The organism is Chryseobacterium daeguense DSM 19388 (assembly GCF_000430825.1).
GTDB lineage: Bacteria > Bacteroidota > Bacteroidia > Flavobacteriales > Weeksellaceae > Chryseobacterium > Chryseobacterium daeguense.
On sequence record NZ_AUMT01000003.1, the window covers coordinates 166486 to 189144 of the forward strand.

At 35.2% G+C, this 22659-nt stretch carries 17 protein-coding genes; 9 read left to right on the plus strand and 8 right to left on the minus strand.

Annotated features, from left to right (window positions below):
- Positions 1 to 4 precede the first annotated feature (4 nt).
- Complete coding sequence (locus H560_RS0105235) at positions 5 to 2998, minus strand: SusC/RagA family TonB-linked outer membrane protein (RefSeq protein WP_027379075.1); 2994 nt, start codon at positions 2996 to 2998, stop codon at positions 5 to 7.
- 642 nt (positions 2999 to 3640) lie between these two features.
- Here H560_RS0105235 and H560_RS0105245 point away from each other — a divergent pair.
- Positions 3641 to 3949, plus strand: coding sequence for a hypothetical protein (locus H560_RS0105245; protein ID WP_027379076.1), 309 nt, complete (start codon positions 3641 to 3643; stop codon positions 3947 to 3949).
- A 6-nt stretch (positions 3950 to 3955) separates the two neighbouring features.
- On the opposite strand, the gene H560_RS0105250 is transcribed toward H560_RS0105245, so the two are convergent.
- Positions 3956 to 4174: a hypothetical protein gene (locus tag H560_RS0105250; RefSeq protein ID WP_027379077.1), complete on the minus strand. Its 219-nt coding sequence runs from the start codon at positions 4172 to 4174 to the stop codon at positions 3956 to 3958.
- A 91-nt stretch (positions 4175 to 4265) separates the two neighbouring features.
- Here H560_RS0105250 and H560_RS0105255 point away from each other — a divergent pair, with 91 nt between their 5' ends.
- From H560_RS0105255 to H560_RS0105270, 4 genes are all read left to right on the plus strand, one after another.
- Positions 4266 to 4955, plus strand: coding sequence for a hypothetical protein (locus H560_RS0105255; protein WP_027379078.1), 690 nt, complete (start codon positions 4266 to 4268; stop codon positions 4953 to 4955).
- Between the two features lie 159 nt (positions 4956 to 5114).
- On the plus strand, positions 5115 to 5930 hold the full coding sequence (locus tag H560_RS0105260) for a hypothetical protein (protein WP_027379079.1): 816 nt from the start codon (positions 5115 to 5117) through the stop codon (positions 5928 to 5930).
- Positions 5931 to 5954: 24 nt separating this feature from the next.
- Positions 5955 to 6521 carry an AbiV family abortive infection protein gene (locus H560_RS0105265; RefSeq protein WP_027379080.1) on the plus strand — a complete coding sequence of 189 codons (567 nt, stop codon included), beginning with the start codon at positions 5955 to 5957 and terminating at the stop codon, positions 6519 to 6521.
- A 100-nt stretch (positions 6522 to 6621) separates the two neighbouring features.
- Positions 6622 to 7818 carry a Swt1 family HEPN domain-containing protein gene (locus H560_RS0105270; RefSeq protein WP_027379081.1) on the plus strand — a complete coding sequence of 399 codons (1197 nt, stop codon included), beginning with the start codon at positions 6622 to 6624 and terminating at the stop codon, positions 7816 to 7818.
- A 37-nt stretch (positions 7819 to 7855) separates the two neighbouring features.
- Here H560_RS0105270 and H560_RS22260 read toward each other — a convergent pair whose 3' ends face one another.
- The 4 genes from H560_RS22260 to H560_RS0105290 all read right to left on the minus strand — a co-directional run bounded on the left by H560_RS22260 (position 7856) and on the right by H560_RS0105290 (position 11153).
- Positions 7856 to 9019 carry a hypothetical protein gene (locus H560_RS22260; RefSeq protein WP_051289173.1) on the minus strand — a complete coding sequence of 388 codons (1164 nt, stop codon included), beginning with the start codon at positions 9017 to 9019 and terminating at the stop codon, positions 7856 to 7858.
- Positions 9020 to 9037: 18 nt separating this feature from the next.
- Positions 9038 to 9646 carry a hypothetical protein gene (locus H560_RS0105280; protein ID WP_027379082.1) on the minus strand — a complete coding sequence of 203 codons (609 nt, stop codon included), beginning with the start codon at positions 9644 to 9646 and terminating at the stop codon, positions 9038 to 9040.
- A 5-nt stretch (positions 9647 to 9651) separates the two neighbouring features.
- Positions 9652 to 10302 carry an alpha-ketoglutarate-dependent dioxygenase AlkB family protein gene (locus H560_RS0105285; protein WP_228372424.1) on the minus strand — a complete coding sequence of 217 codons (651 nt, stop codon included), beginning with the start codon at positions 10300 to 10302 and terminating at the stop codon, positions 9652 to 9654.
- A 74-nt stretch (positions 10303 to 10376) separates the two neighbouring features.
- Positions 10377 to 11153, minus strand: coding sequence for an XRE family transcriptional regulator (locus H560_RS0105290; RefSeq protein WP_228372425.1), 777 nt, complete (start codon positions 11151 to 11153; stop codon positions 10377 to 10379).
- A gap of 55 nt (positions 11154 to 11208) precedes the next feature.
- Here H560_RS0105290 and dinB point away from each other — a divergent pair, with 55 nt between their 5' ends.
- The 4 genes from dinB (at position 11209) to H560_RS22265 (ending at position 19216) form a co-directional block, all read left to right on the plus strand.
- Positions 11209 to 12351 carry a DNA polymerase IV gene (gene dinB, locus H560_RS0105295; RefSeq protein WP_027379085.1) on the plus strand — a complete coding sequence of 381 codons (1143 nt, stop codon included), beginning with the start codon at positions 11209 to 11211 and terminating at the stop codon, positions 12349 to 12351.
- Positions 12352 to 12361: 10 nt separating this feature from the next.
- Positions 12362 to 15439, plus strand: coding sequence for a DNA polymerase III subunit alpha (locus H560_RS0105300; protein WP_027379086.1), 3078 nt, complete (start codon positions 12362 to 12364; stop codon positions 15437 to 15439).
- Between the two features lie 174 nt (positions 15440 to 15613).
- Positions 15614 to 17647 carry an ATP-binding protein gene (locus tag H560_RS0105305; RefSeq protein WP_027379087.1) on the plus strand — a complete coding sequence of 678 codons (2034 nt, stop codon included), beginning with the start codon at positions 15614 to 15616 and terminating at the stop codon, positions 17645 to 17647.
- Between the two features lie 39 nt (positions 17648 to 17686).
- Entirely contained in the window at positions 17687 to 19216 is a 1530-nt protein-coding gene (locus H560_RS22265; protein WP_051289175.1) for an endonuclease NucS domain-containing protein, read from the plus strand.
- A gap of 121 nt (positions 19217 to 19337) precedes the next feature.
- On the opposite strand, the gene H560_RS0105315 is transcribed toward H560_RS22265, so the two are convergent.
- Together H560_RS0105315 and H560_RS0105320 are read right to left on the minus strand one after the other, a co-directional pair.
- Complete coding sequence (locus tag H560_RS0105315) at positions 19338 to 21383, minus strand: heavy metal translocating P-type ATPase (protein ID WP_027379088.1); 2046 nt, start codon at positions 21381 to 21383, stop codon at positions 19338 to 19340.
- Between the two features lie 18 nt (positions 21384 to 21401).
- Positions 21402 to 22658 carry an efflux RND transporter periplasmic adaptor subunit gene (locus tag H560_RS0105320; RefSeq protein ID WP_027379089.1) on the minus strand — a complete coding sequence of 419 codons (1257 nt, stop codon included), beginning with the start codon at positions 22656 to 22658 and terminating at the stop codon, positions 21402 to 21404.
- Between the last annotated feature and the right edge of the window lies 1 nt (position 22659).

The window sequence follows — 22659 nt, forward strand, 5'->3', positions numbered from 1 at the left end:
TTAATTAAAGGGTCAGCTGTACTCCCAATGAGTAAGTCCGTAAAGGGGGTAAGAAACCTACGGATGTAAATTCAGGATCAATTCCGAAATATTTCGTCCATGTCAGAAGATTCTGTCCCTGAAAGTAGACTTTAGCTTCCCGAAATACTGATGAGCGCATCGGAATGGTATAATTGATCTGAACATTTTTCAAGCGTATAAACGATCCGTCAGACACACTGGCTGTACTGGTCTGAAAAAGACTGTTAGAAGATGAATTCACAGATCGGTACGGCATATAAAGTCCGTTTGGATTTTGAGGAGACCAGACATTGAGCGCTTCCACCGGAAGATTGGTCATAATGCCCGGTGAGGTTATAATTGAGTTGTAATTTCTGCTCTGTTGTTTTACAAACTGTAAAAGGAAAGATAAGTTCCAGTTTCTGTATCTCAGCTCGTTGCTTAACCCTCCAAAAAACCGCTGGCCTATATTTTCAATAATCTGGCGGTCGTCTGGTGATGAGATTCTTCCGTCACCGTTGAAATCCGTAAAGCTGTATAATCCTGTAGCGGGATTTATACCCGTTAACTGATACAGTTTAATGATTGAAATGGGTTCTCCAACAATATAGTTGTTCGCATAGGTAGAACCTTCAAGACCTGGAAATGAAATCAGTTTGTTCTGAGGAAATGTTATATTAAAAGAACTGTTCCATGAGAAGTTTTCAGATTTCAGAACATCTGCTCTCAATTCAAATTCAAAGCCTGTATTCTGAATAACTGCATCCAAGTTCGCTAAAACCGAACTGAACCCTGTTACTGCTGGTAGCTGGTAGCCTACCAACTGATTTCCGGAGCGGTTTCTGTAATATGCTGCCGTCATGTTCAGTCTGTTTTTGAACAATCCCAGTTCAAGAGCCGCCTCCATTTTCACTGTTCTTTCCCAACTGAAATCAGGATTGAATAATTTGGTTGGGCCGAGTCCTGACGTCCCATTATAAATCAGTGTTGATGTTGCAAACGTATTCAGATACTGATAATCTCCGATATTATCACTACCTGAGGAACCAAAACTTCCTCGCAGTTTTCCGAAACTCAACCATGAACTATCTTTCAGGAAATTTTCTTCTGAAAATAGCCATGCTGCTCCTACCGCACCGAAATTGGCAAACTTGTTATTATTTCCGAATCTGCTGCTTCCATCCCGCCTACCGGTAATGTTGACAATATATTTTTTATCAAACTGATAATTAACCCTTCCGAAAAATGCTGCATATCGGTATTCTGTGGTGATATGATCCAGAATGACCTTGGTCTGTGCCGCTCCGATATTATTAATAAAGGCATTGCTTTCATAACCGGTTCCCTGAATAGCACCTGATCCGTTGGTATCTCTCTGATAAGTTCCTCCCACCAAAATATCCAGCTGATGTTTTCCTTTTTTAAACAGCCAGGTGATCTGTGGTTCGACGACCATAGAAAAACGGTTCATATTACTTTTGGAAGACTGTGAATTAAGCGAAGTTGCTCCGGTGGAAGGATTAAAAGCTGTACTTGGGCGTAAAGACCATTCTTCAAGGGTATTATAGTTAAATCCTCCGTTAACCTTAATTCTGAAATTCTCAAATGCTTCATATTCCGCACTCATATTATTCATGAACTGCAGATTATCGTTGGAATATGAATTCTCATAAGCGGCAACAGGATTGGTAAACGTGTTATTTTCCCAATTCAGATTTCCGTTAGCATCATATAAAGCGGGTGCATTAGGAGAAAGACTGTACGCATTCCTTGTGATATCAGAATTGATCAGATTATTATCTAATGATGAAAATAAACTGGATGAGTTAAAACTGAATTTCCTGTCCTGAGAGCGGTGGCTGATATTTCCGGAAACCGTATTGGTTTTATACCTGAAATCCTGCCCGAATACTGTGGTCTGTTCCATATGTCCCAGGCTTACCAGAAAACTGGTGGTTTCACTTCCTCCGCTTAATGAAAGCTGTGTGTTGGACAAAGTGGCAAAATTCCCGATCAGTTCTTTTCTCCAGTCCGTGTAACGGTTGCTGTCCCAAACACCGTTCACATCATAGGCATTGGCAGGATACACAGAAATATTGTCATTGGCAAAAGCCTGTTTTCTCATGGCAAAATACTGTTCTGTGTTCATCATCTTGAGGTTGGATAAAGTCTCACTCAGAGCATAAGAAGAATTCAGGGAAAGTTTGACATTCCCTTTCTTTCCTCTTTTGGTGGTAATGAGCACTACTCCATTCGCTCCACGCGAACCGTAAATGGCAGTGGCATCGGCATCCTTGAGAATTTCAAAACTTTCAATATCGTTGGGGCTGATTGCATTTAAAGGATTGATATCGGCATTCGGTAAAATTCCGGCTCCGTATCTTGAGGTAACACTTCCTCCAATGGGAACACCATCCACTATATATAGGGGTTGGTTTCCGTCGGTATCCGAATTCGAACGGGTGCGGAGACTGTTTCGCCCACGAATCTGAATATCAAAACCTGCTCCGGGAGTTCCTGAGTTTTGGGTAATGCTTACTCCTGCCATTCTACCCTGCGCACTGGCAAGTACATTGGTCACGGGTTGATTTTCTATGTCTTTTGCTGAAACTTTGGCGATACTTCCGGTTCTTTCTTTGTCTTTGACCTTGTAGTAGCCTGCGTTGAGAATAACTTCTTCGATTCCCTTTACTTTTTGTTCTAAGCTGACATTTACGACTGGATGATTGTTTGCTGTAATTTTTACTTCTGCATAATCAGGATGTCTGAACAATAGGATGGGATTTTCTGTACTAACCTCCAGTTGGTAAGTTCCGTTATTGCCGGTAAGGGTAACCTGATCACTGCCTTCCTGAGAGATAATAACTCCTGAAAGGGGTTTATCTGATGAAGTGACCGTACCGGAAATGGCGCGTTTTTGAGCCTGTATATTGATACTTACTGTTGTAAGCATAAGCCCAAAGAAAATACCTCCTATATTGTAATAGGATTTTTTCATAGATTTGTAAAGGTTTTTAATTTTTAATTAGATAACTGATTTCAGCTCTTTCCCGTAGGTCTGCAAACTGTATGGGAAGGGCTTTTTCTTTTTCTGATTTAATTTTGCTGTTTTGGATTCATGTGGATAATGTAAAGACTTTCCTGATGCCCTTTGGTATGAAAAAGGACTGGTGAGGTTCTGCAAGCAGTGACCTAAAGGCACCGGAAAGAATTTAATATGAATGAAATCTGTGTCCCAAGTTGGCTTTTTACGGCCTCAATAGGTTGTACCCTCCTATTGTATCGTGCATGATACTATTTTGTAAGCAGGGCTTAGATTGTAATGTAGAAATGAGCGAACAGCATTGAAAAAAGACGGCATGGGAACTCTACATTATCCACTATTGAGGTACTGGTATACCGTGCAACAGATAAGAGGAAGAGACCCACGCCTAGGTCGTGAGCCGCTTACTTATCCTCTCGTTGCTTTAAAGTACCAGTTTTCAATAGCGAGATTCTAAGCAATAGCTTCTAATATTCTTTGAAGTATCGCAAAGTTAACAAACAAATATTTATCTGTCAACAATAATTTCAAATATACAAAAATTATCGGTACGGCATAGCGTAACGATATTATTTTTTTGAAATTGTTAATTGCGCTGTGAATACTGAACAAAATATTTACAAAATTAAAATCATTATTTCCTTAAAAAAACTTTTGGAGAGAGGTAAAAGCCTGCAAAAAGAACTGAAGGATAATAAGGTTGTTTACAGCTATCATGGAGTTGCTTCTAATGCACTCCTGCGAAAAGCAACAATTAATGATACTTTAAATGGTATTACATCACCGAAAGCCACAACTTTAATTAGTATTGTTGAAGCTATGGAATTTACTATGTCTGATTTTGGTAGAGAGTTTGATAGTATTTTAGATGAGGAAATAAAAACATATCAGGATGAAAACTCATAAAATATTTCATTCTGATTTGCCGATTTGTCTATAATATCTATCAGAACATTGCTGTAGAACTTCCTCAGATTCTTTTAAGAGTTTCGCTTTCTGTTGTAAGTCTGTCTCCTTCTGCTTTAACTCCTTCTCTGAATTATTAAGCCTGGTCTTGCTTTGGTAAAATAGCACTGATAAACTGATGATTGCTAATGTTGCAATTACACTGTAGATTTTTAGTGTTTTCATATATGTGTTTTTGCAAATATATTACAATACTATACAATCTATAGCTCTTTAAAATGTACATTTGAGAATAATAAAAACTTTTAATCAGCAAATGTCAACTAAAATATTCAATATTATAAAGTCATTTTTCAACATAATAATTATAACGACATCATTAATACTAGTAGGAGTATCAGCGAGTGCCTTATTTATTGTTCAAAAAAATCTCTGTAATGACTATTTTGATCCTAGTATCCTAGGATTAAATAATTACATTAAAGAATTTAGTGAATTCAAAGAATTATTTGCTGCAACAATAACACTAATCGTTGCTTACTTTGGGATACTAAGATTAACTACCGCCGAGGTTGCCAACAGAGAAAAGGTAAAACAGGACAGATTTAATGAGTGGAAAAATTTATTAGATATACGAATTATTGAAGTCGAAAAAAACAATAATTTTTTTAAGAGACAATTTGCTGATTTACGATGGAAGTTATTTGAAAGGTTATATGAAAATAAGATGGAAATAAATTCTGCAAAAGAATTAAATAAAATTTTTGACGATAAGATGCGAAGCTCTGTAAGGTTTCTGGAAGAAAATAATGATAAATATTTTGGAAAGGAAGTGTCTCCAGACAAGCATTACAGCTATATGTACACAGATTTTCAATTTATATTTTTGGGATTGCTGGATAAATATTACGATGGTATGGAAGACGACCTGAAAAATATCATTTTGAATTCTCTAAATCCGCAAAGAGTTATTAATTACGATCGATATATTTCAACATTTAAATAAAAAATTTTATTCAATATAAAAACTTACTTTTTGTTGTTGCTAATTAGAAAATAAGGTTATAATTAAAAACAAATCAAAAGGGTTTAAAAAATAATTAACAATTAGTAAATATTTTTTAGTGCGCAAAAAGAACGCGCACTTCAGTAATTACTTTGCATTATGAATATAACAGTTAAAGACTTAGAGCTATTAGTAAACGATAAAAACAAATCAGTTTACAATTCAATGTATGATATAATTCTAGGTCAGTTCGAGGACGCCTTACGTTACATTGACATTGACAATCTTAATGAAGAAAGACAAAAGGTATTAGGAACCTGCGGAATTTATTTAAGTTCGATTGTGGAACTATTACATACACTGCGTGATTTAATAGATAAAGGTTATATTGAAAGTGCTGGCTCAATTGCTACTGCATGTTGGGAGCGTATTTTAACATTGAGGAAAATTTTAATTGAGCCTATACCAAATGCTCAACTTCATACAGATCATGCATTAACTAAGAAAACACCTTGGAGAGTTTACGACATGGTCTGTGATGTTTTAGAGAATGAACGTAGAATTAAAAACATTACAACCAAACGTCCTTTTGAAGAAAAGAATTTTTATATGCAGTATACTGTTTTAAGTAGTATTAAGCATGGAAACCCATATACTATCTCCTATCTATATCGACCTGATTATAGCTCAGATATAAAGTTGTTTAAGCTTAAATCAAATGATAGTTTAGAGGACAAGGATTTAAAAATATATATCAAGATGTTAATTATCGACAATGCTCTTGACGCTCTTATTGATTACAGTAAAGAGTTTAGATCAAATTATAGTTTTTTAGAAGATTTGAGGCAAGAATTCGACGGCCTTATTGCTTCCGTAGAATTACAAGTTCCTTCTATAATGTTGACTACCCCAGAAGAAATGGGACAAGATTATTGGGATTATCTAATTGAATTAGAAAAGAGACGTAGATTTTAATACTAATTTTTAAAAGTGTAAAAGATGACTGTCGATAGAGAAACCTTAGAACAAGCGATTTCAAATGCATTGATTAATGCAAAGGAACTTTATGAGGAAGCCGAAATACTTAAATGTGAAAAAAAATACGCTAGATCCTATACACTATTCCATCTGGCAATTGAGGAAGTTGGAAAAGTATTTGTGATATTTAAATATTTATTAGCCAATGATTATTCAGATGAAAAACTGAAAAAATTTTATATTGAATTTAGGCAACACAAAATTAAAATTGATTTATCAACAAACATCGACGTTTTTGCACTCTGGGCCAAAGATGGAGCTTTAAGTAATCAGATACTTGAAAATGCAACATATTCTAAAGAACAAATTGACAAATTAAATAATTTAAAAAACTTTAGTTTATATTCATTTATACACAATAGCAGTAGCTACAACCCGTCTGATGTAATTAAATCTGAAGACGTAGATCAGATTAATATGATTGCAGATTACAGAATTAAAGGCACAGAAGATTTAACTAATATATTTTTATCAGATTTAGATAGGCTTATTGGAGTTGTAGCAAAATCTAAAATTGAGAATAAGTAGACTACATTTTTAAATGCAACTTTTAAAATAGATTTAGCATTCAATAACTTAAATTATTACTGAACTATTTAATAATGAATATTTCAAAATTTTATTGAAAATGATGACAATTGAAAACTTAATTAATACTGTTTCTGGTGGGCTTAAAATGATTCACATTTTGAATGCTAATTGTGATGAAATAAATGTCAAGGAAGTTAGTTTATTAAATGAAGATACTCTTTGCTGTAGTTTTTACCCCGTTTCGCAAAAATCTAATGATATTAAATTGGAGATTGCTACAATTATGGGATTTTTCAATGGCTTTTTTAGAGACACTTCTTATGAAAACATTAATCTCAATTATTATGCAGTTCGAGCATACGACATAAACAATGTGGAAATATTGAACGCTCTATCAACTAAATCAGCTGCAGAATGTATAGGAAAAGGAAAATCAATTGAATGGCTCAAATTAACCCTTTTTCAAGAAAACACAGAAGACTATCGTCTATCGCAAGCGAAGCAAATTATTTCTGAAATTGAGAATGGTCTTAGAGAAATTGTAAAAATTAAACTCAGAAGCAAGCTTGGAGATGAGTGGTGGGACATTGGACTGAACAATAAATTGGGAGCAGAAGTAAAAGAAATGTACTCCAAACAATTTGATATTGATTGTAGTAATGGTGATATTTTAATATCTTACACATTTACTCTACAATTAAAAAAAATCATCTTAACTCACTTTAATTTATTCAAATCTTATTTTCAAACCCAAACTAATTTTGAAAGTTTGATGGATAATTTAAATAAAATGCGACGAGAGGAAGCACATAACAGATCTATTTCTGATTTAGATTTGAATAATCTTAGGGATTTACACGAAAAACTACTATCTAAAGTTTTAATTGATTTGCCATCTTTTCAATCAGTTTTTCTAACTGAAAACTGGAGAATAAAAATAAAAAGCATCTTTACTGAAAAACAGTATAAATCGGTTCACAGTGAATTTGAAATAAATACTGAATTTGATCTTGAAAAGAAGCTACTGAAGATAAAAGAAAATCTGACTTCTCTAATTTCATATTTAAATGATACATTAATAAAATTGCGCTCAATTACTGTACCTATCCATAAAAAAGAACTTCATAATGAGTTAATATTCTGTTATGAAAAACAGAAAAATCTACAAGAATCGTTATTTGAACAAACACTAACGCTGAATAATGAAAAAATAAATTCGATTGTTAATGAAATAAGATTACACGAAATTAAAATGAATGAATTTTCATCAAAAATTTTATTAAGTGAAAACTAAGAAAATTATATCTTTGAAAAATTTGTAGAAATTTTCATTATTTATAAGGGTTTTTAATCTCCTTACTAATAGAAGTTCTAAAGGGATAGTTATCTTTAAGCAACTTTTCCATTTCTGGGTCAAAAATCCATTCCTCATCTAAAAAAAACCATATAGCGTCTACTTTATCCAAATTTTGGGGGTTTCGATAAATAGCAGCCCCTAAAGCCTTTTGTGATTTATTATCATATTTAATCGCATATGTTAAATTTCTCAGAGCTGCTTGAGCATTGTGACAGTCTTTAGAATTTAATGGAATAAATACAAAAGCACACTGCGTTCTAGAAGAGTACATTTTATAGGGTGTTACAAATTCAAACTTTTCGCATTTTTCTATTGCCATAGAAATCCGCTTTTTGAATTCGACGAGTTCAGATCTGTGTAATTTTGCAATTGCCCTAATTATTGGATAATAATATGTTGTATTACTCGATGGATTGATAATGGCATTTTGAAAATTTGCGACTAACATTGAAATGTCGAAATCTTCATTCTTTCTCAATTGGTCTTTTAAATTGTTAATATAATTTGCATCATAATGATCAACATTTGGGGTTTCAAAAAAATGTCCTAAAAGATATTGTTCAGGAACCCGATGTGCTCCTGGCTTATAAAACTCAAAAAAGTCTTCTCTAAAATCCATGTATTCACTAACTTCAGTTGGTGTGATCAGATACTTACAGATATGTAAATAGTCCTCAATGTGGAAAAGGTGGATATAGCCTGCTTCAGAACTTTCATAAAATTTCTGAAATCTTAACTCGTCAGGAAAATCATCATTTGTAGAATAGATGATAATTTTTTTTATATCAAGAGATTTTCCGGCATCTTTGACATCCATCTTATGTCCTTTCTCATTTTCAATAATTATTGAATCTTCCCGATCAAAGTAATTTAAGGTGGTCTTAATCTGTTTTACCGCTTTATTCATCACTTTATTTTTGAACCAGTTCTTATAATTAGAAGATTCTTTACTCATTTCTTTGATTTGAAAAATAAAGCAGTATTCATCCAGCCAGACAACATTATCAGCCAGCTCCTGTTCAGAACTATTTTTTAAATTCTTAAAATCATTATTACTAAATGTAAATTCCTTAAAAAAAACATTTTGATTAATTATCGATAGCTGACTTTCCGATTTTGTCTTCTCACTTCCACTCATTATAATAAAATTTAATTTTTATTCTGCTAATAAATTCTCTAATGTATCAAAAGAAATATGATCATAATCTTTAATAACATAATATATTCTTGAAAGATTATTAATCTCATCTCTATGATCTTTCAAAAACAAAATATTTCTCTCAAATATATCCGGGTCATCTATTATTTGTACAAATACACTTTTATGATATTCTAAAACATCAATGTATTTATCCAGCTTAATTAAATCTTTTTTAAGGTCTTCCTTTGAGTTCTTAACTGCAATTACCGTTTTAATTTCACACGCCAATATCTGTTGGTTTAAATTATTTTGCTGTTCGTGTAGAACCAAGTCCGGGTAGACAATATTAATATCACGTCTGTACACTGATCCATCTTTTCTAATCTCGCCATTAATTATTAAGTTGTCATATTGAAAAATTTCAGAAACAATTCTCCACTGATGGTATAACTCATAGGCAAAAACTCTTTCACACATTTGTTCAGCAACTCCTCCATACGGCCATAATAAATACTTGCTGTCAACATTTGCAAGAGCCAGTAATAAGTCATTAAGATATTTATCTTCACAATTTTCTCTGTTAATATGTAGCAAATGCGAATCTTGGTTATAAATTTTTTTCATTTTTATTAATACTTTAAAAATCTAAAAGTCAAGTTAATTCTTTCTTTCATAGGAATCGTTGATTTGGCAATTCGATGTTCCCAGTTTTCCTGTAAATCCCCTTTCATGATGAGTATTGAACCGTTTGGAAGTGGCAGACTGTATTTGCTTTGATAATGGTCTTTTTTTCTGAAATCAAAGTTTCTGGTCTGACCGAGGCTGATAGATGCAATAACAGGTCTTTTTCCATATCTGCTTTCCTTATCTTTGTGCCAAGCTACCGAATCATTTTGGTCACGATAAAGGTTTAATAGAACCCCATTGAACTTATAACCGAATTCTTGTTCAACTCTTTCTTTTAATGCCAGCAACTCCGGAGTCCAGGGATTGGTACTTGAAGCATTATTATCAGCCGACTCATAAGATTTTTTGTCATCACCATACCAGGTGGTTAGTCGTGGGGTTATGACTGTCTTATCATACATTTTCTGGGTACGTTGTTCCCATGGAGCCGTTTCAAACAGATGGTCTTTCAATCGATCCGCCTCTTCCCTGCTCAAGAAATTTTCTTTATATTCCAAAAGGTCTTTTGGAAACTCGTAAAATTCTTCAGTATCAAATAAACTCAGCTGGCTCATTGCAGTTTTCTTTAAAATATTTTTCTTTATGCCATCCATTTCTATGGGATATTTTTTTCATCATTTGTATTTTTGATTTCCCTTTGGGAAGGTCTTTTATTTACAGACTATGTTTAAAAACCAGAAACCTTATTTTCCAAGTTTAGAATCGTGGTCTTCAAATCCCCAATCATCATTTTTAAATTGGCATAATCCGGCATTAAAGGTTTATAGTCTTTAGGTAAAATTCCCATTACATAACTCCATATTTCAACTATATCCCCTAATGCAATGTCATAAGGTTCATAAAATAAATTATCAGCTGCTACCGTAATTGATTTTTTATTTCTCTTTAAAAATGTCTTATAAGTGATACCTTCCTTAGTCACAAAAACATAATCCTTATCAGGTTTGAGGTCATCCAGTTTTTCAACATATTCTCCGATGATTATCGATTGATCGGCAAAAGGTGGCATCGAATCGCCGTCTGCCAGAAAGCCTCTGTATTTTCCATTTTTTAAAAATGGCAGAAGAATCCTCATAAGTTTTTCAATATAGCCAGGATCATTGAAGCCTTTCAAATAACCCATTGAAGCTTTTTGTGGAACGATCTCAATGTAATTATTACCATCCTTATCCACAACAATAGGCAGGACTACCCGATTATTGGGCAAATTCAAAATATCATCAATTGGATATTTTCTAATGTCAACAGTAACTAAAAGATCAATGCTGATATTGTAGTATTTGGAGATCCTTATCAACACATCAATTGGCGGTTCTGCCTTTTCATACTCATAAGAAACATATCTCGATCTGGTAAGAATGAGTTCATCCGCCAGCTTCTGCTGCGTTAGATTATTCTTACCTCTTAAAAACACGATGTTATCTGCAAAAATTGACATTGTCATAATTTATGACAACAAATATACGCATTTTGTTTAAAAACGTGACTAAGTTTGCAATATGGAAAGAGCAATTGCGCATATGGATATGGACACGTTCTTTGTCTCCTGTGAACGGCTAAAAAACTCAATATTAGAGAAACAGCCGGTCATCATTGGAGGTGGCGACCGTGGCGTTGTGGCCTCGTGCTCGTATGAGGCAAGAGAATTTGGTGTCCGTTCGGCAATGCCCATTAAGATGGCTTTGCGACTGTGCCCGGAAGCCAGAGTGATCAAAGGAGATATGGAATATTATTCCAATATGTCTCATCTGGTGACAGAGGTCATTCAGGAAAGAGTACCCGTGTTGGAAAAAGCCAGTATTGACGAATTTTATCTGGATCTTTCCGGAATGGACAAATTCTTTGGCTGCTACCAATGGACTAATGAAATTGCGGATGCAGTTACAAAGAACACAGGCCTACCGATAAGTTTTGCACTATCTACCAACAAAACGGTTTCTAAAATTGGTACCGGAGAATCCAAACCTACTGGCAGGTGTGAGGTAAAGGAGGACAATATTCAAAACTTCCTGAATCCTCTATCGATAAAAAAGATTCCGATGATCGGACCTGAGACCTTTCAGCTTTTCTCACGATTAGGCGTCAAGACTATCAAGACCCTCTCTGAAATGCCTGTCGATGTATTACAGGAGTTGATCGGAAAGAATGGCACTATCCTTTGGAAAAAAGCGCATGGAATCGATGAAACCCCTGTTGTTCCCTATTCCGAAAGGAAATCAATTTCCACAGAGGATACGTTTTCTCAGGATACTATCGATACCCTAAAGATTAGAAGCATATTATCCGGGATGGTTGAAAAGCTTGCTTTCCAGCTGAGACAAGAAAAGTGGCTTACCTCAACAGTTTCGGTCAAGATCCGATATTCCAATTTCGACACCGAGATCAAGCAATGCAAGATTCCATACACCTCAGCTGACCATACACTGCTCAGATATGTATTGGAACTTTTTAAGAAGCTATACACCAGAAGGATGAGAATAAGGCTGATCGGCGTTAAGTTCACAGGACTGGTTCACGGCTGTCATCAGATGGATCTTTTCGAAGATACGGAAGAGCTCATTTCACTGTATGAAACTATGGATAAGATCAAGAACCGATTTGGGGTTTCCAGTATCGGCCGAGCGTCAGGATTTTTAAAATAAAGCATCACTCATGTTTCTCAATTGCCATACTTATCACAGCCTGCGTTACGGGACCATCTCTGTTGAAGATCTGGTTCAGCTGGCTGTTGATCATCGATTAAAGGTTTTGGCTCTGACTGACATCAATACGGTTACCGGTATCTATCAGTTTTACAAACTCTGTCAGGAAAGAGGCATCAAACCGATCGTTGGGGTCGATGTGCGGGTTAAAAATGAGCAGTACTTCGTGTGTATTGCCAAAAATCCAAAAGGCATTGCAGAGGTCAACAGGCTTTTGACTAATTATAATTGTGTAGGAATCGAGATCGCTAAAGCTAATCCAGAACTGAAGGATAGTTTTGTAATCTATCCCTTAACAAATATTCCTGAAAAACTGCTTGAACATGAATTTATCGGGATAAGACAGGATGAGCTCAATCGGTTGTTCGATCCTGAATTGAAAGCTTTGAACCATAAAATGGTTATCCTGCATCCGGTAACCTTTAAGATGGAGGACGAATATGAACTGCATAAGGTTTTGAGGGCAATAGCAGGAAACACCCTGTTCACCAAATTGACAGAAGATGATCATTGTAAGAACAATGAGACCTTTATTGATAAAAGACAACTGTTGGAGAAGTACTGCCAGTATCCTGAGATCATTGAAAATACCAAATATATTGTCAATGCTTGCAGCTTCGATTTTGACTTTAAAACACCGAAAAATAAAAAACATTATACCGATAGCAAAGAAAATGATTTTAAACTGCTGAAACAATTGGCTTTTGAAGGGTTATGTGATCGCTATTCTCTTGATAATATGCAAGCCAGGGAAAGAATGGAAAAAGAATTGGCAGTCATTGACCAGTTGAATTTTTGCGGTTACTTTTTAATTACTTGGGACATTATCCAATACAGCAAACGAACAGGATTTATGCATGTGGGACGAGGAAGCGGCGCCAACTCCATTGTTAGCTATTGCATTGGAATTACTGACATTTGCCCTTTGGAACTGGATTTATATTTTGAAAGATTTTTGAATCTTAACCGGAAGACACCTCCTGATTTTGATATCGACTGGAGCTGGAAGAACCGGGATACCATACTAGAATATATCTTTAACAAATATGGAAAAGACCACGTCGCTTTTTGTGGAACTAATGTGGAGTTCAAGAGCAGATCAAGATTTAGGGAGCTTGGAAAAGTGTTTGGGCTTCCTAAAGATGAATTGGATCAACTCTCTAAAAAACCGAAAGATCAGCATGATCAGAATTCTATTGTCCATGAGGTATATAAATATGAAAGATTGCTTATAGGTTTTCCTAATCAAAGAAGCATGCATTCCTGTGGTATCCTGATTTCTGAGGAACCGATCACCAATTATTCTGCTTTAGAGTTCCCACCAAAAGAATTCCCGATCGTACAGTTCGATATGCATACGGCTGAAGAGATAGGCCTTGAAAAATTTGATATCCTCTCACAAAGAGGACTAGGAACAATTAAAGATACAGTCAAGTTGATTGAGGAAAAAAAAGGGATTATTGTCGACATTGAAGATACAAGGATTTCAAAGAATGAGACCAAATGCAATGAATATCTAAGTATCGGGAAGACCATCGGTTGTTTTTACATTGAATCCCCCGCAATGCGTGGATTATTAAGAAGATTGAAATGTGAAAATTATAAGGTTCTGGTGGCTGCCTCCTCTATCATTCGTCCAGGAGTAGCACAGAGCGGAATGATGCGCGAGTATATCTTCCGACATAACCATCCGGATCAATTTGAATATTTCCATGAGGTCTTTGAAAAAGAATTAGGAGAAACCTATGGCATTATGGTCTATCAGGAAGATGTCATCAAGATAGCACTTCATTTCGGGGGAGTTTCTGCGGAAAACGGTGATGTTTTAAGAAGGGCAATGAGCGGCAAAGGACGCTCCTTATCTGCCTTACAGAAATTAAAAGATGACTTCTTTGAATCCTGTAAGAAAAAAGGGCATCCTGAACAATTGTCCCAGGAAGTCTACAGACAGATCGAATCTTTTGCAGGATATTCCTTTTGTAAAGCCCATTCTGCCTCTTATGCGGTAGAAAGTTATCAGAGTCTTTATCTAAAGGCCTACTACCCCATTGAATTTATGGTATCAGTCATCAATAATGGTGGTGGGTTTTATAGAACAGAAGTTTATGTGCACGAAGCTAAAATGGCAGGAGCGACCATTCACAATCCTTGTGTCAACCTCAGTGAAATTCAGACGACGGTCTATGGTACTGATGTGTACTTGGGATTTTTGCACATTGAAAAGCTTGAAGCTGCGGTCAAGCAATTTATTGCTGAAGAACGAAAAAACAATGGAGAGTACAGATCGCTTGAGGATTTTGTTAAACGAATATCCATTGGTATTGAATCATTACAAACACTCATTTTTATTGGAGCCTTCAGGTTTACAGGAAAACAAAAACACGAACTGCTGATCGAAGCAAGATTCTTATTATCAAAAGGGCAGTATAAAACTAAGATCATTTCTTTATTTGATGAACCTCAAAAAGATTATAAATTACCAGTTATTGAAAAGAATAAATTTGAAGACGCTTTCGATGAAATTGAAATCTTAGGCTTTTCTGTTTCCTTCTCTATATTTGACCTGCTTAAAACAAAATACAGAGGTCACGTTCTGGTAAAGGATCTTCTTAAATATCATAAGAAGCAGGTCAAGATGCTAGCCTATCTGATTTCAAGAAAACACGTTCCCATTAAAAAGAAAAATCATCCCGGAAAGAAAGATGATATGTATTTCGGGACTTGGATCGATGCCGAAGGACAGTATTTTGACACAGCCCACTTCCCTGACAGTCTCAGAAGGTTTCCTTTTAAGGAAGGTGGTATCTATCTACTATTGGGAACCGTTGAGGTAGATTATCACTTTCCGACCGTTACCATCACAAAAATGGCAAATATGCCGCTGATTGCAGATCCTCGATATTCGATGGATAAGGAAAAATCACTGGAAATAGAAAGAAGTCTTCGGGAAGATGTGAGTGTCACTTTTAGAGAGCCATATCCACAAGAACATGAAATTGAATTGCCCCGTAAGAAAATGGGATATTAATTTTTTAAACAAAAAATATTATAATAATTTGATATTCTAATAAATGAATTATAGATTCAATTTAATTTGTAGTATCAATTGTTTAACTTAATATGTTAAATTAGCTCATAAATATTTTTAGTAATTACAAATATTGTACGAAAAAGATAGCTAAAAAAAAATCAACCATAACCGATGAATAGAAAATTAACTACAAACTCTAGATTAGTAAATGAATTATTTGCAAACTACATTAGTACGTTTACAGCATTTTGTGAATTAATTAACAATTCTATCCAGGCAAAAGCGAACAATGTATGGATTGATATAGATTATACCGATAATTCTGAAATACATCCAACAATTATAAGTCAGATTACAATCAAAGATGATGGAATTGGCGTACACAGAAATGAACTTGAAAAAAAATTGCTCGATATTGGTACAACAAACAAAGTTGGGGGCAAGGGTATTGGACGATTTGCTAGTTTTCAACTTGGTAAAAGTGTTATGATTGAAACAGTAGGTTTTTCCAGCAGTAAGAATAATTACAGTAAAGTTCAGATTCCCTTACATTTCGATATGTTCGGTAAAAATTTAAATGTCTCTGAAATTGATATAGATTCAAAAGAAGAAACACTGTCCGGTAAGAAGTATAATACTTATTACAAAGTTGAAATTTCTGAATTTTATACTTTTTTGATAACTGATAAAGAACCCAAAAAGAAAATAATTGATAAATTCCTTAAGGACAATATTGCGGATGCTATATTTGAAAAATACCCTCTGAAAATCTTCAATAAGGAAATTACATTTCATATTAATGGTGTCAAAATTGAGCCTTCACAGTTTATAATTGGCAATCCTGTCACAAAAATCTACCCTTATGTAGATCTTAAAGGTGTGGAACATAAAATTGTTTTTAATTTTATAAAAATTAAAAAAGTTGAAAAGATTAAAGTTTTTCTAACAACCAATAATGCTGGCATTCAGACAATTGCTAACAGTTTTGAGTTTGACGCAACATGGTTAAGTCCTAAAACCGGTGGATGGTATATTTACATTGAGTCAAACACATTGTCAACAGATCTCTACAGAAATATTGATTTGGATGATATGGATGAAGATTGGAAAAACTACAGACCTTTTATCAAAGATCATATCTCCTCATTCTATAAATCTATCAATGCAGAATTTGATAATTTTTCGCAAAAATTAAAAAGTGATGAGTACTACCCCTTTAGAGAAAAAATCAGTAGTTCGCGATCTAAAATTGTTGTCTTTGACAAACTAGCCTACTTGGTAGAAGATAAATATCATTTACTCAATGAGAATAATAAGCTGAGAGAAATTATATATCCCCTAATCGACAGAACAATCTCTAACGGGGAGCTTGACAATATATTAAAGAACATCCTTCATCTCAATTCAAAGACGATCAGTAAATTTTCTGAATTACTGCAAAGGACGGACTTAGAAAATGTAATTGAATTTTCAGATAAAGTTGCACGAAAAATTGAGGATTTGGAATTTTTAGAAAAGTTAGTATATAGCGAAATTTCTAAGAATGTTAAAGAAAGGAAAGAGCTGCACAAGTTTCTTGAAAAAATGCTCTGGGTATTTGGTGAAGAATATAACGACACGACAAAACTTTTATCAGACAAAAATCTGGAAAAAAATCTTTTACAGTTGCGAGCTGATACGATGACATACAAAGTGTCTAAAAAAGATGACAATATCGAAAAAGTTGATCGATCTGTTTCATCAATCACCGATCTGTTTTTATACAATGAAAGAATAATAGATCATAAGAAGAGAGAAGTATTGGTTGTAGAACTGAAAGCACCACGTGTAAAAATCAGTCCTAAAGAATTAGAACAGGTAATGAAATATGCAACGGAAATTGATAAACTTAACTCAATTAGCAAAAATGTCAGCTTTAAAATTTTACTGATCAGTTCAGGAATAAATTCAGATGCCGAATATAGATTAAATGGTAGTCGCCAAAAAGAAGATAATCCATATTTCTATTTTAGAAACGAAAATAAAAATGTTGAGATATGGGTAATGAAATGGTCTGAACTCATAGAGAATGTAAGAAGAAAGCTTCAGTATATGTCCCATATATTACATACTAAAGATGTAGATGTACACGAAAAAGCATCAAGAGATTTTGAAGATATTGAATTCGGAAAATATAATTCTACACTAAAGAAAGTAGCAATGTAATAATGTTCTAAAATTAGACAGATCAAACCAAAGAAAAAGATGGCTAAACAAGTTGAACATCTCATCAGAGACTGGCTGGTAGATCATCCTGAATTCATTGAAAAGGGACTCCAAGTCATAGATAAAGAGCATTATCTTCCGGATTCTATCGGCACCAATGGGTTTATCGATATTTTATGCAAAGACATTTATGATAATTTTGTTATCATTGAGATCAAAAGATCCGATCCGGCAGCCAGACAGGCTTTTACGGAAGTATTCAAATATGCCGAACTGATCCAAAATAATTATAATGCCAGAAATAGCGAAATCAGGATCATCATCATTTCAACCCATTGGGATCAAATGATACGTGCCTTCTCACATATCTGCTTTAGATCAACTTTTGCATTAATGGGTCTGCAGATTTTTATTGATGAAAAATCAAAAATTCCAGTAGACAAAGAAGAAATATCTCCAATATCTTCCAGAACTTTCTCCAGAAAATTTATGTCTTCACAGATCATATATCTCTTTTGCGAGCAAGAAAAACGAACGAAGGCTCACCAAGTAGTCAGTAAAAAATTAGATGGTGCCAACTTTTCGGACTATGTAACGGTTGATCTTGATTCTCCAAATGAACGTGGCTTCTATCCTTATGCGCTAAGTGTTGCCTTTCAAAGATTTACTGACATTGAGCTCCTAAAATTTATTACTAATCTAAAAGGAGAAAAATTTCTAGAACTAGACGAGAACGAATTTGAGACTGAAGAAGAATATCTTCATGATCTGGAACAAACGTTTTTATTATCCCTCGATATGACTAAGCACATTGATTCACTGGAATCAAGCTCAGCCGAAAAATTCGAGAGTGTTACTGGTATCCAAAATTGGAAGATCCGAACACTAAAGAAATATGGGATATTTAAATCTGATCCTAGGTACAATGATGAATTACTCATGAAGGAACTAAAGGGTCATGACGGTACCAGTTGCAATAAATTTGTGGCATTTTCAGCATCAGATCAAAAAGAAAGAATACAGGAAATTTTTACTGAATGTCAATTTTGTTTGAGTCATACACCGCAATGGCAATTATTCATAAGTTTTATCTTATCACAGTTAATCAGTTCAAAAGAAAAATATAAAATCATTGTAGATATCTACAATCCTGATTCAATTGTTACAGCATTCTACTTTGCCCTGACCAAAGGTAACCTAGACTATCTTCCTACATTTCTAATTATCATTGATTTTCTGGATACTAAAAAAACAGAGTTCTATTGTGGTCAGATAACTTCTAATGGGATAAAACCCAAGGTAAGTTTGTTTAATTCTGATGAGATGTTCGATCTTCAGCTTTTTCCGGAAAATGAAATTGTTGCAAAAAAAATGGGACTTATTTACAGCATAAGGAAAACGGTATTCATTGAGACCCTCGAAACATCGAACAAATTTGTTGTTCTAAAAAAAGATAAGGTCCACCATCTGAATAAACACTATCCTTCAATTGACGAATATATTATTTCAAATAAAATGGCAGTTTCAAAAATGATAAAAGAATTTAATACGCTTTATGCGGAATTCTAAAGAACTAAATTACTTTATTTGTAATAAGTTGCCATTCGAATGTAATAAGTTGTATAAATATTGGTCATGCTCAAACGCAAGTTCGTGCATGACCAATATTAAGTATTTTTTCTTAGGCTTTTTAAAATTTCATCTTCTGAATTCTCACTGCATTCAATATCGCCAGCAAGGCAACGCCTACGTCTGCAAAAACGGCTTCCCACATTGTTGCTAATCCACCAGCCCCCAAAACCAATACAATTGCTTTTACAGCAAAAGCTAAAAAAATGTTTTGCCAAACGATCTTCCGGGTTTGCTTTCCGATATTGATTGCCATCGGTATTTTGCTGGGCTTATCATCCTGGATAACTACATCTGCGGTCTCAATGGTTGCATCACTTCCCAATCCACCCATTGCAATACCTACGTCGCTCAAGGCAACAACAGGGGCATCATTGACGCCGTCTCCTACAAAGGCAACTGTTTCGTTGTGCGATTTGATCTCTTTTACTTTGTTGACCTTATCTTCCGGTAGCAGGTCACCGAAGGCATTATTGATTCCCAGTTGATCGGCAACAAATTGAACTACAGTGCTCTTGTCTCCGCTTAACATCGTGGTTTTTACACCTAAAGCTTTAAGTTTATCAACGCTCAGCTGTGCATCTGCTTTTATACTGTCTGCAATAGTAAGATAGCCTGCAAATTTTCCGTCATAAGCGATTGCAATTATTGTATAAACGATCTGCGTAGGGTCAAGATCATATTTGATATTGAACTTATCCATCAATTTAAAATTTCCCACAAGCAGATCTTTTCCTTTGATACTGGCTTTCAATCCGTGCCCAGCAATTTCTTCTGTATTTTCTAATTGTATAGAATGGTCGATTTCGCCGACATATTGATGGATTGCCGTAGCGACCGGATGGGTACTTTTGCTCTCTAAAGCATTTACCATTTTCAGAATTTCATCTTTATTAAATTCTGATTTTAAAGTAACTTCCTGAACTTTAAAGACGCCCTCGGTCATTGTCCCGGTCTTGTCCATCACCACATTTTTAATATTGGCAATAATGTCTAGAAAATTACTTCCTTTAAACAGTATGCCGTTCTTTGAAGCTGCGCCAATTCCGCCGAAATAACCTAGAGGAATGCTAATAACCAAAGCGCACGGACAAGAGATCACTAAGAACACTAATGCTCTGTAAAGCCAGTCACGGAAAACATAATTTTCCACGAACAGATATGGTAGTAGGCATATCAGTACTGCGAGTCCGACGACAATGGGTGTATAAATCCTTGCGAATTTTCGGATAAAAAGTTCGGTAGGTGCCTTCTGAGCTGTCGCATTTTGTACCAATTCTAAAATTTTGCTCAGCTTACTGTCTTCATAAGCAGTTGTAACTTTTACCTGAGCAATAGTCTGTAGATTGATCATTCCGGCAAGCACGCTCTCACCTTTGTTTTTGGTATCAGGCTTACTCTCACCAGTTAATGCAGCAGTATTGAACGATGCGGATTCACTTACCAACTCTCCGTCCAGAGCCAGCTTCTCTCCTGATTTTAGCTGTACAATATCCCCAATTTTCGCCTGTTTAGCAGGGATGGTCTTTGGTTGGTTACCTTCCAGAATGGTCACTTCATCAGGACGCTGATCCAACAATGCTTTGATATTATTCTTTGCTCTCGAAACAGCAAGTGTCTGGAAAACCTCTCCTACACTGTAGAATAACATAACAGCAACCCCTTCCGGATATTCTCCGATTGCAAATGCGCCTATAGTAGCAATGCCCATTAGAAAAAATTCCGAAAAAACGTCACCTTTGGCAATGCTTTCATACGCTTCTTTTAGAACGGGTAGACCCACAGGCAAATAAGCCACCGCATACCATACGATCCGTACCCAGCCTTTAAACCACTCCTGCGGAAAAAAGTTATCCAGTACGATCCCTATCAAAAGTATAACCAGAGAAACAATTGCTGGTAAAAACATTTGAAATGTATTTTTCTCACCATCGTTATGGTCGTGTCCATCATCGTCACTGTGCGTTTCAGATTTATTATTCTCTGTAGAGCAGCAGCTATCGTTATTAAGCAATTTTTTGGCACCTGCGTCTTTGTAAATTTTGCCTTCCTGCGCTGTACAACAAAGCTGGTTTCCTTCCTCGTCGTAAATATGTTTGTGTTCCATTACAGTTATTTTAAAAATTTAATCTTCGTGTTCACCTGAATTACTCAGTTTAGCATTGACAAAAAATGCGCCTTTTACTACTATTTCAGCATTTGCCGGAATTTCATTGACAGCTGTAATCGCCGTGTAACCCATATCAGAAGAACCTTTCACAACTTCTATCTTTTCGAAATTAGTCATTTTTTCTTCTTTGTTAGATATTTTCTTTTCATTTAAATGTTCATCTTCTCCCTCTTCTTGATGCTCTTCAGCCTTTTTATCTGTTTTGATAAAAATGAAATATTTGCTGTCCGCTTCTACAATAGCTTCATTGGGAACCGCAGGCGTGGTACTTTTATCGAGACTTACGATTCCTGTGATATTCATTCCGTCGATCAATCCTGATTTGTTTCCCGTTACAGAACAGTGTACTGAGATTGTTTTGCTGTCGTTTTCAAAGGATGAACCAATGCTGTAGATTTTGGCATCGTACTCGGTTTCAGGATTATTTGTTAATTTAAAATGAACGATTTGTCCCACTTTCATTTTTGGCAGATCCTTTTCAAAAACCTGCAAATCAAGATGCAGGGAACCATTATCTATAATTTCCGCAACGGGCGATGAGATGTCAACGTAACTTCCAATTTGTGCAGAAATAGTACTTATCGTTCCACTGATTGGTGACGTGATCACTAAACCGGATCGCAAATTTCCATTATTGACATTTGCGGGATTGATGCCCATAATTTGAAGCTGTCTCTGCAAAGATGATCTTTGTGTTCTCAGGGTTTTCAGCTCAGCATCTGAACTCTGAAGGTTCTTCTTTGCGCCGGCATCATTATCAAATAATTCCTTTTGTCTCCTGTATTCCTGTTCTGCAAATGCAATCCTGCTTTTCACGGTCAGGTATTGCTCTTGCAACTGAATGTATTCCGGATTTGAAATGGAGGCAATTACCTGTCCTCTTCTTACAAAATCCCCGATCTGTACATTCAAAGTTTTAATAATCCCACCATACATTGATGTGACGGTCGCTTTATTATTGTTCGGAACTCTAAGTGCTCCATTGGCTTTGATGGTAGAAGTCAATTCCTTCATCTCAATCTTTCCTAGATTGATGCCAACCGCTTTAATCTGTTCTTCAGACAGGCTTGCTATGGTCTGTGGAACCTCATCACCGTGTTCTTCTGCCTGCTCAGTTTTGATTTCGCTTTCCGATTCTGTGTTGGCCTCCTTCTTTCCACAGCTCATAAGAATAACAAAAACGAAAGCAGTATAGATGATATTTTTTTTCATA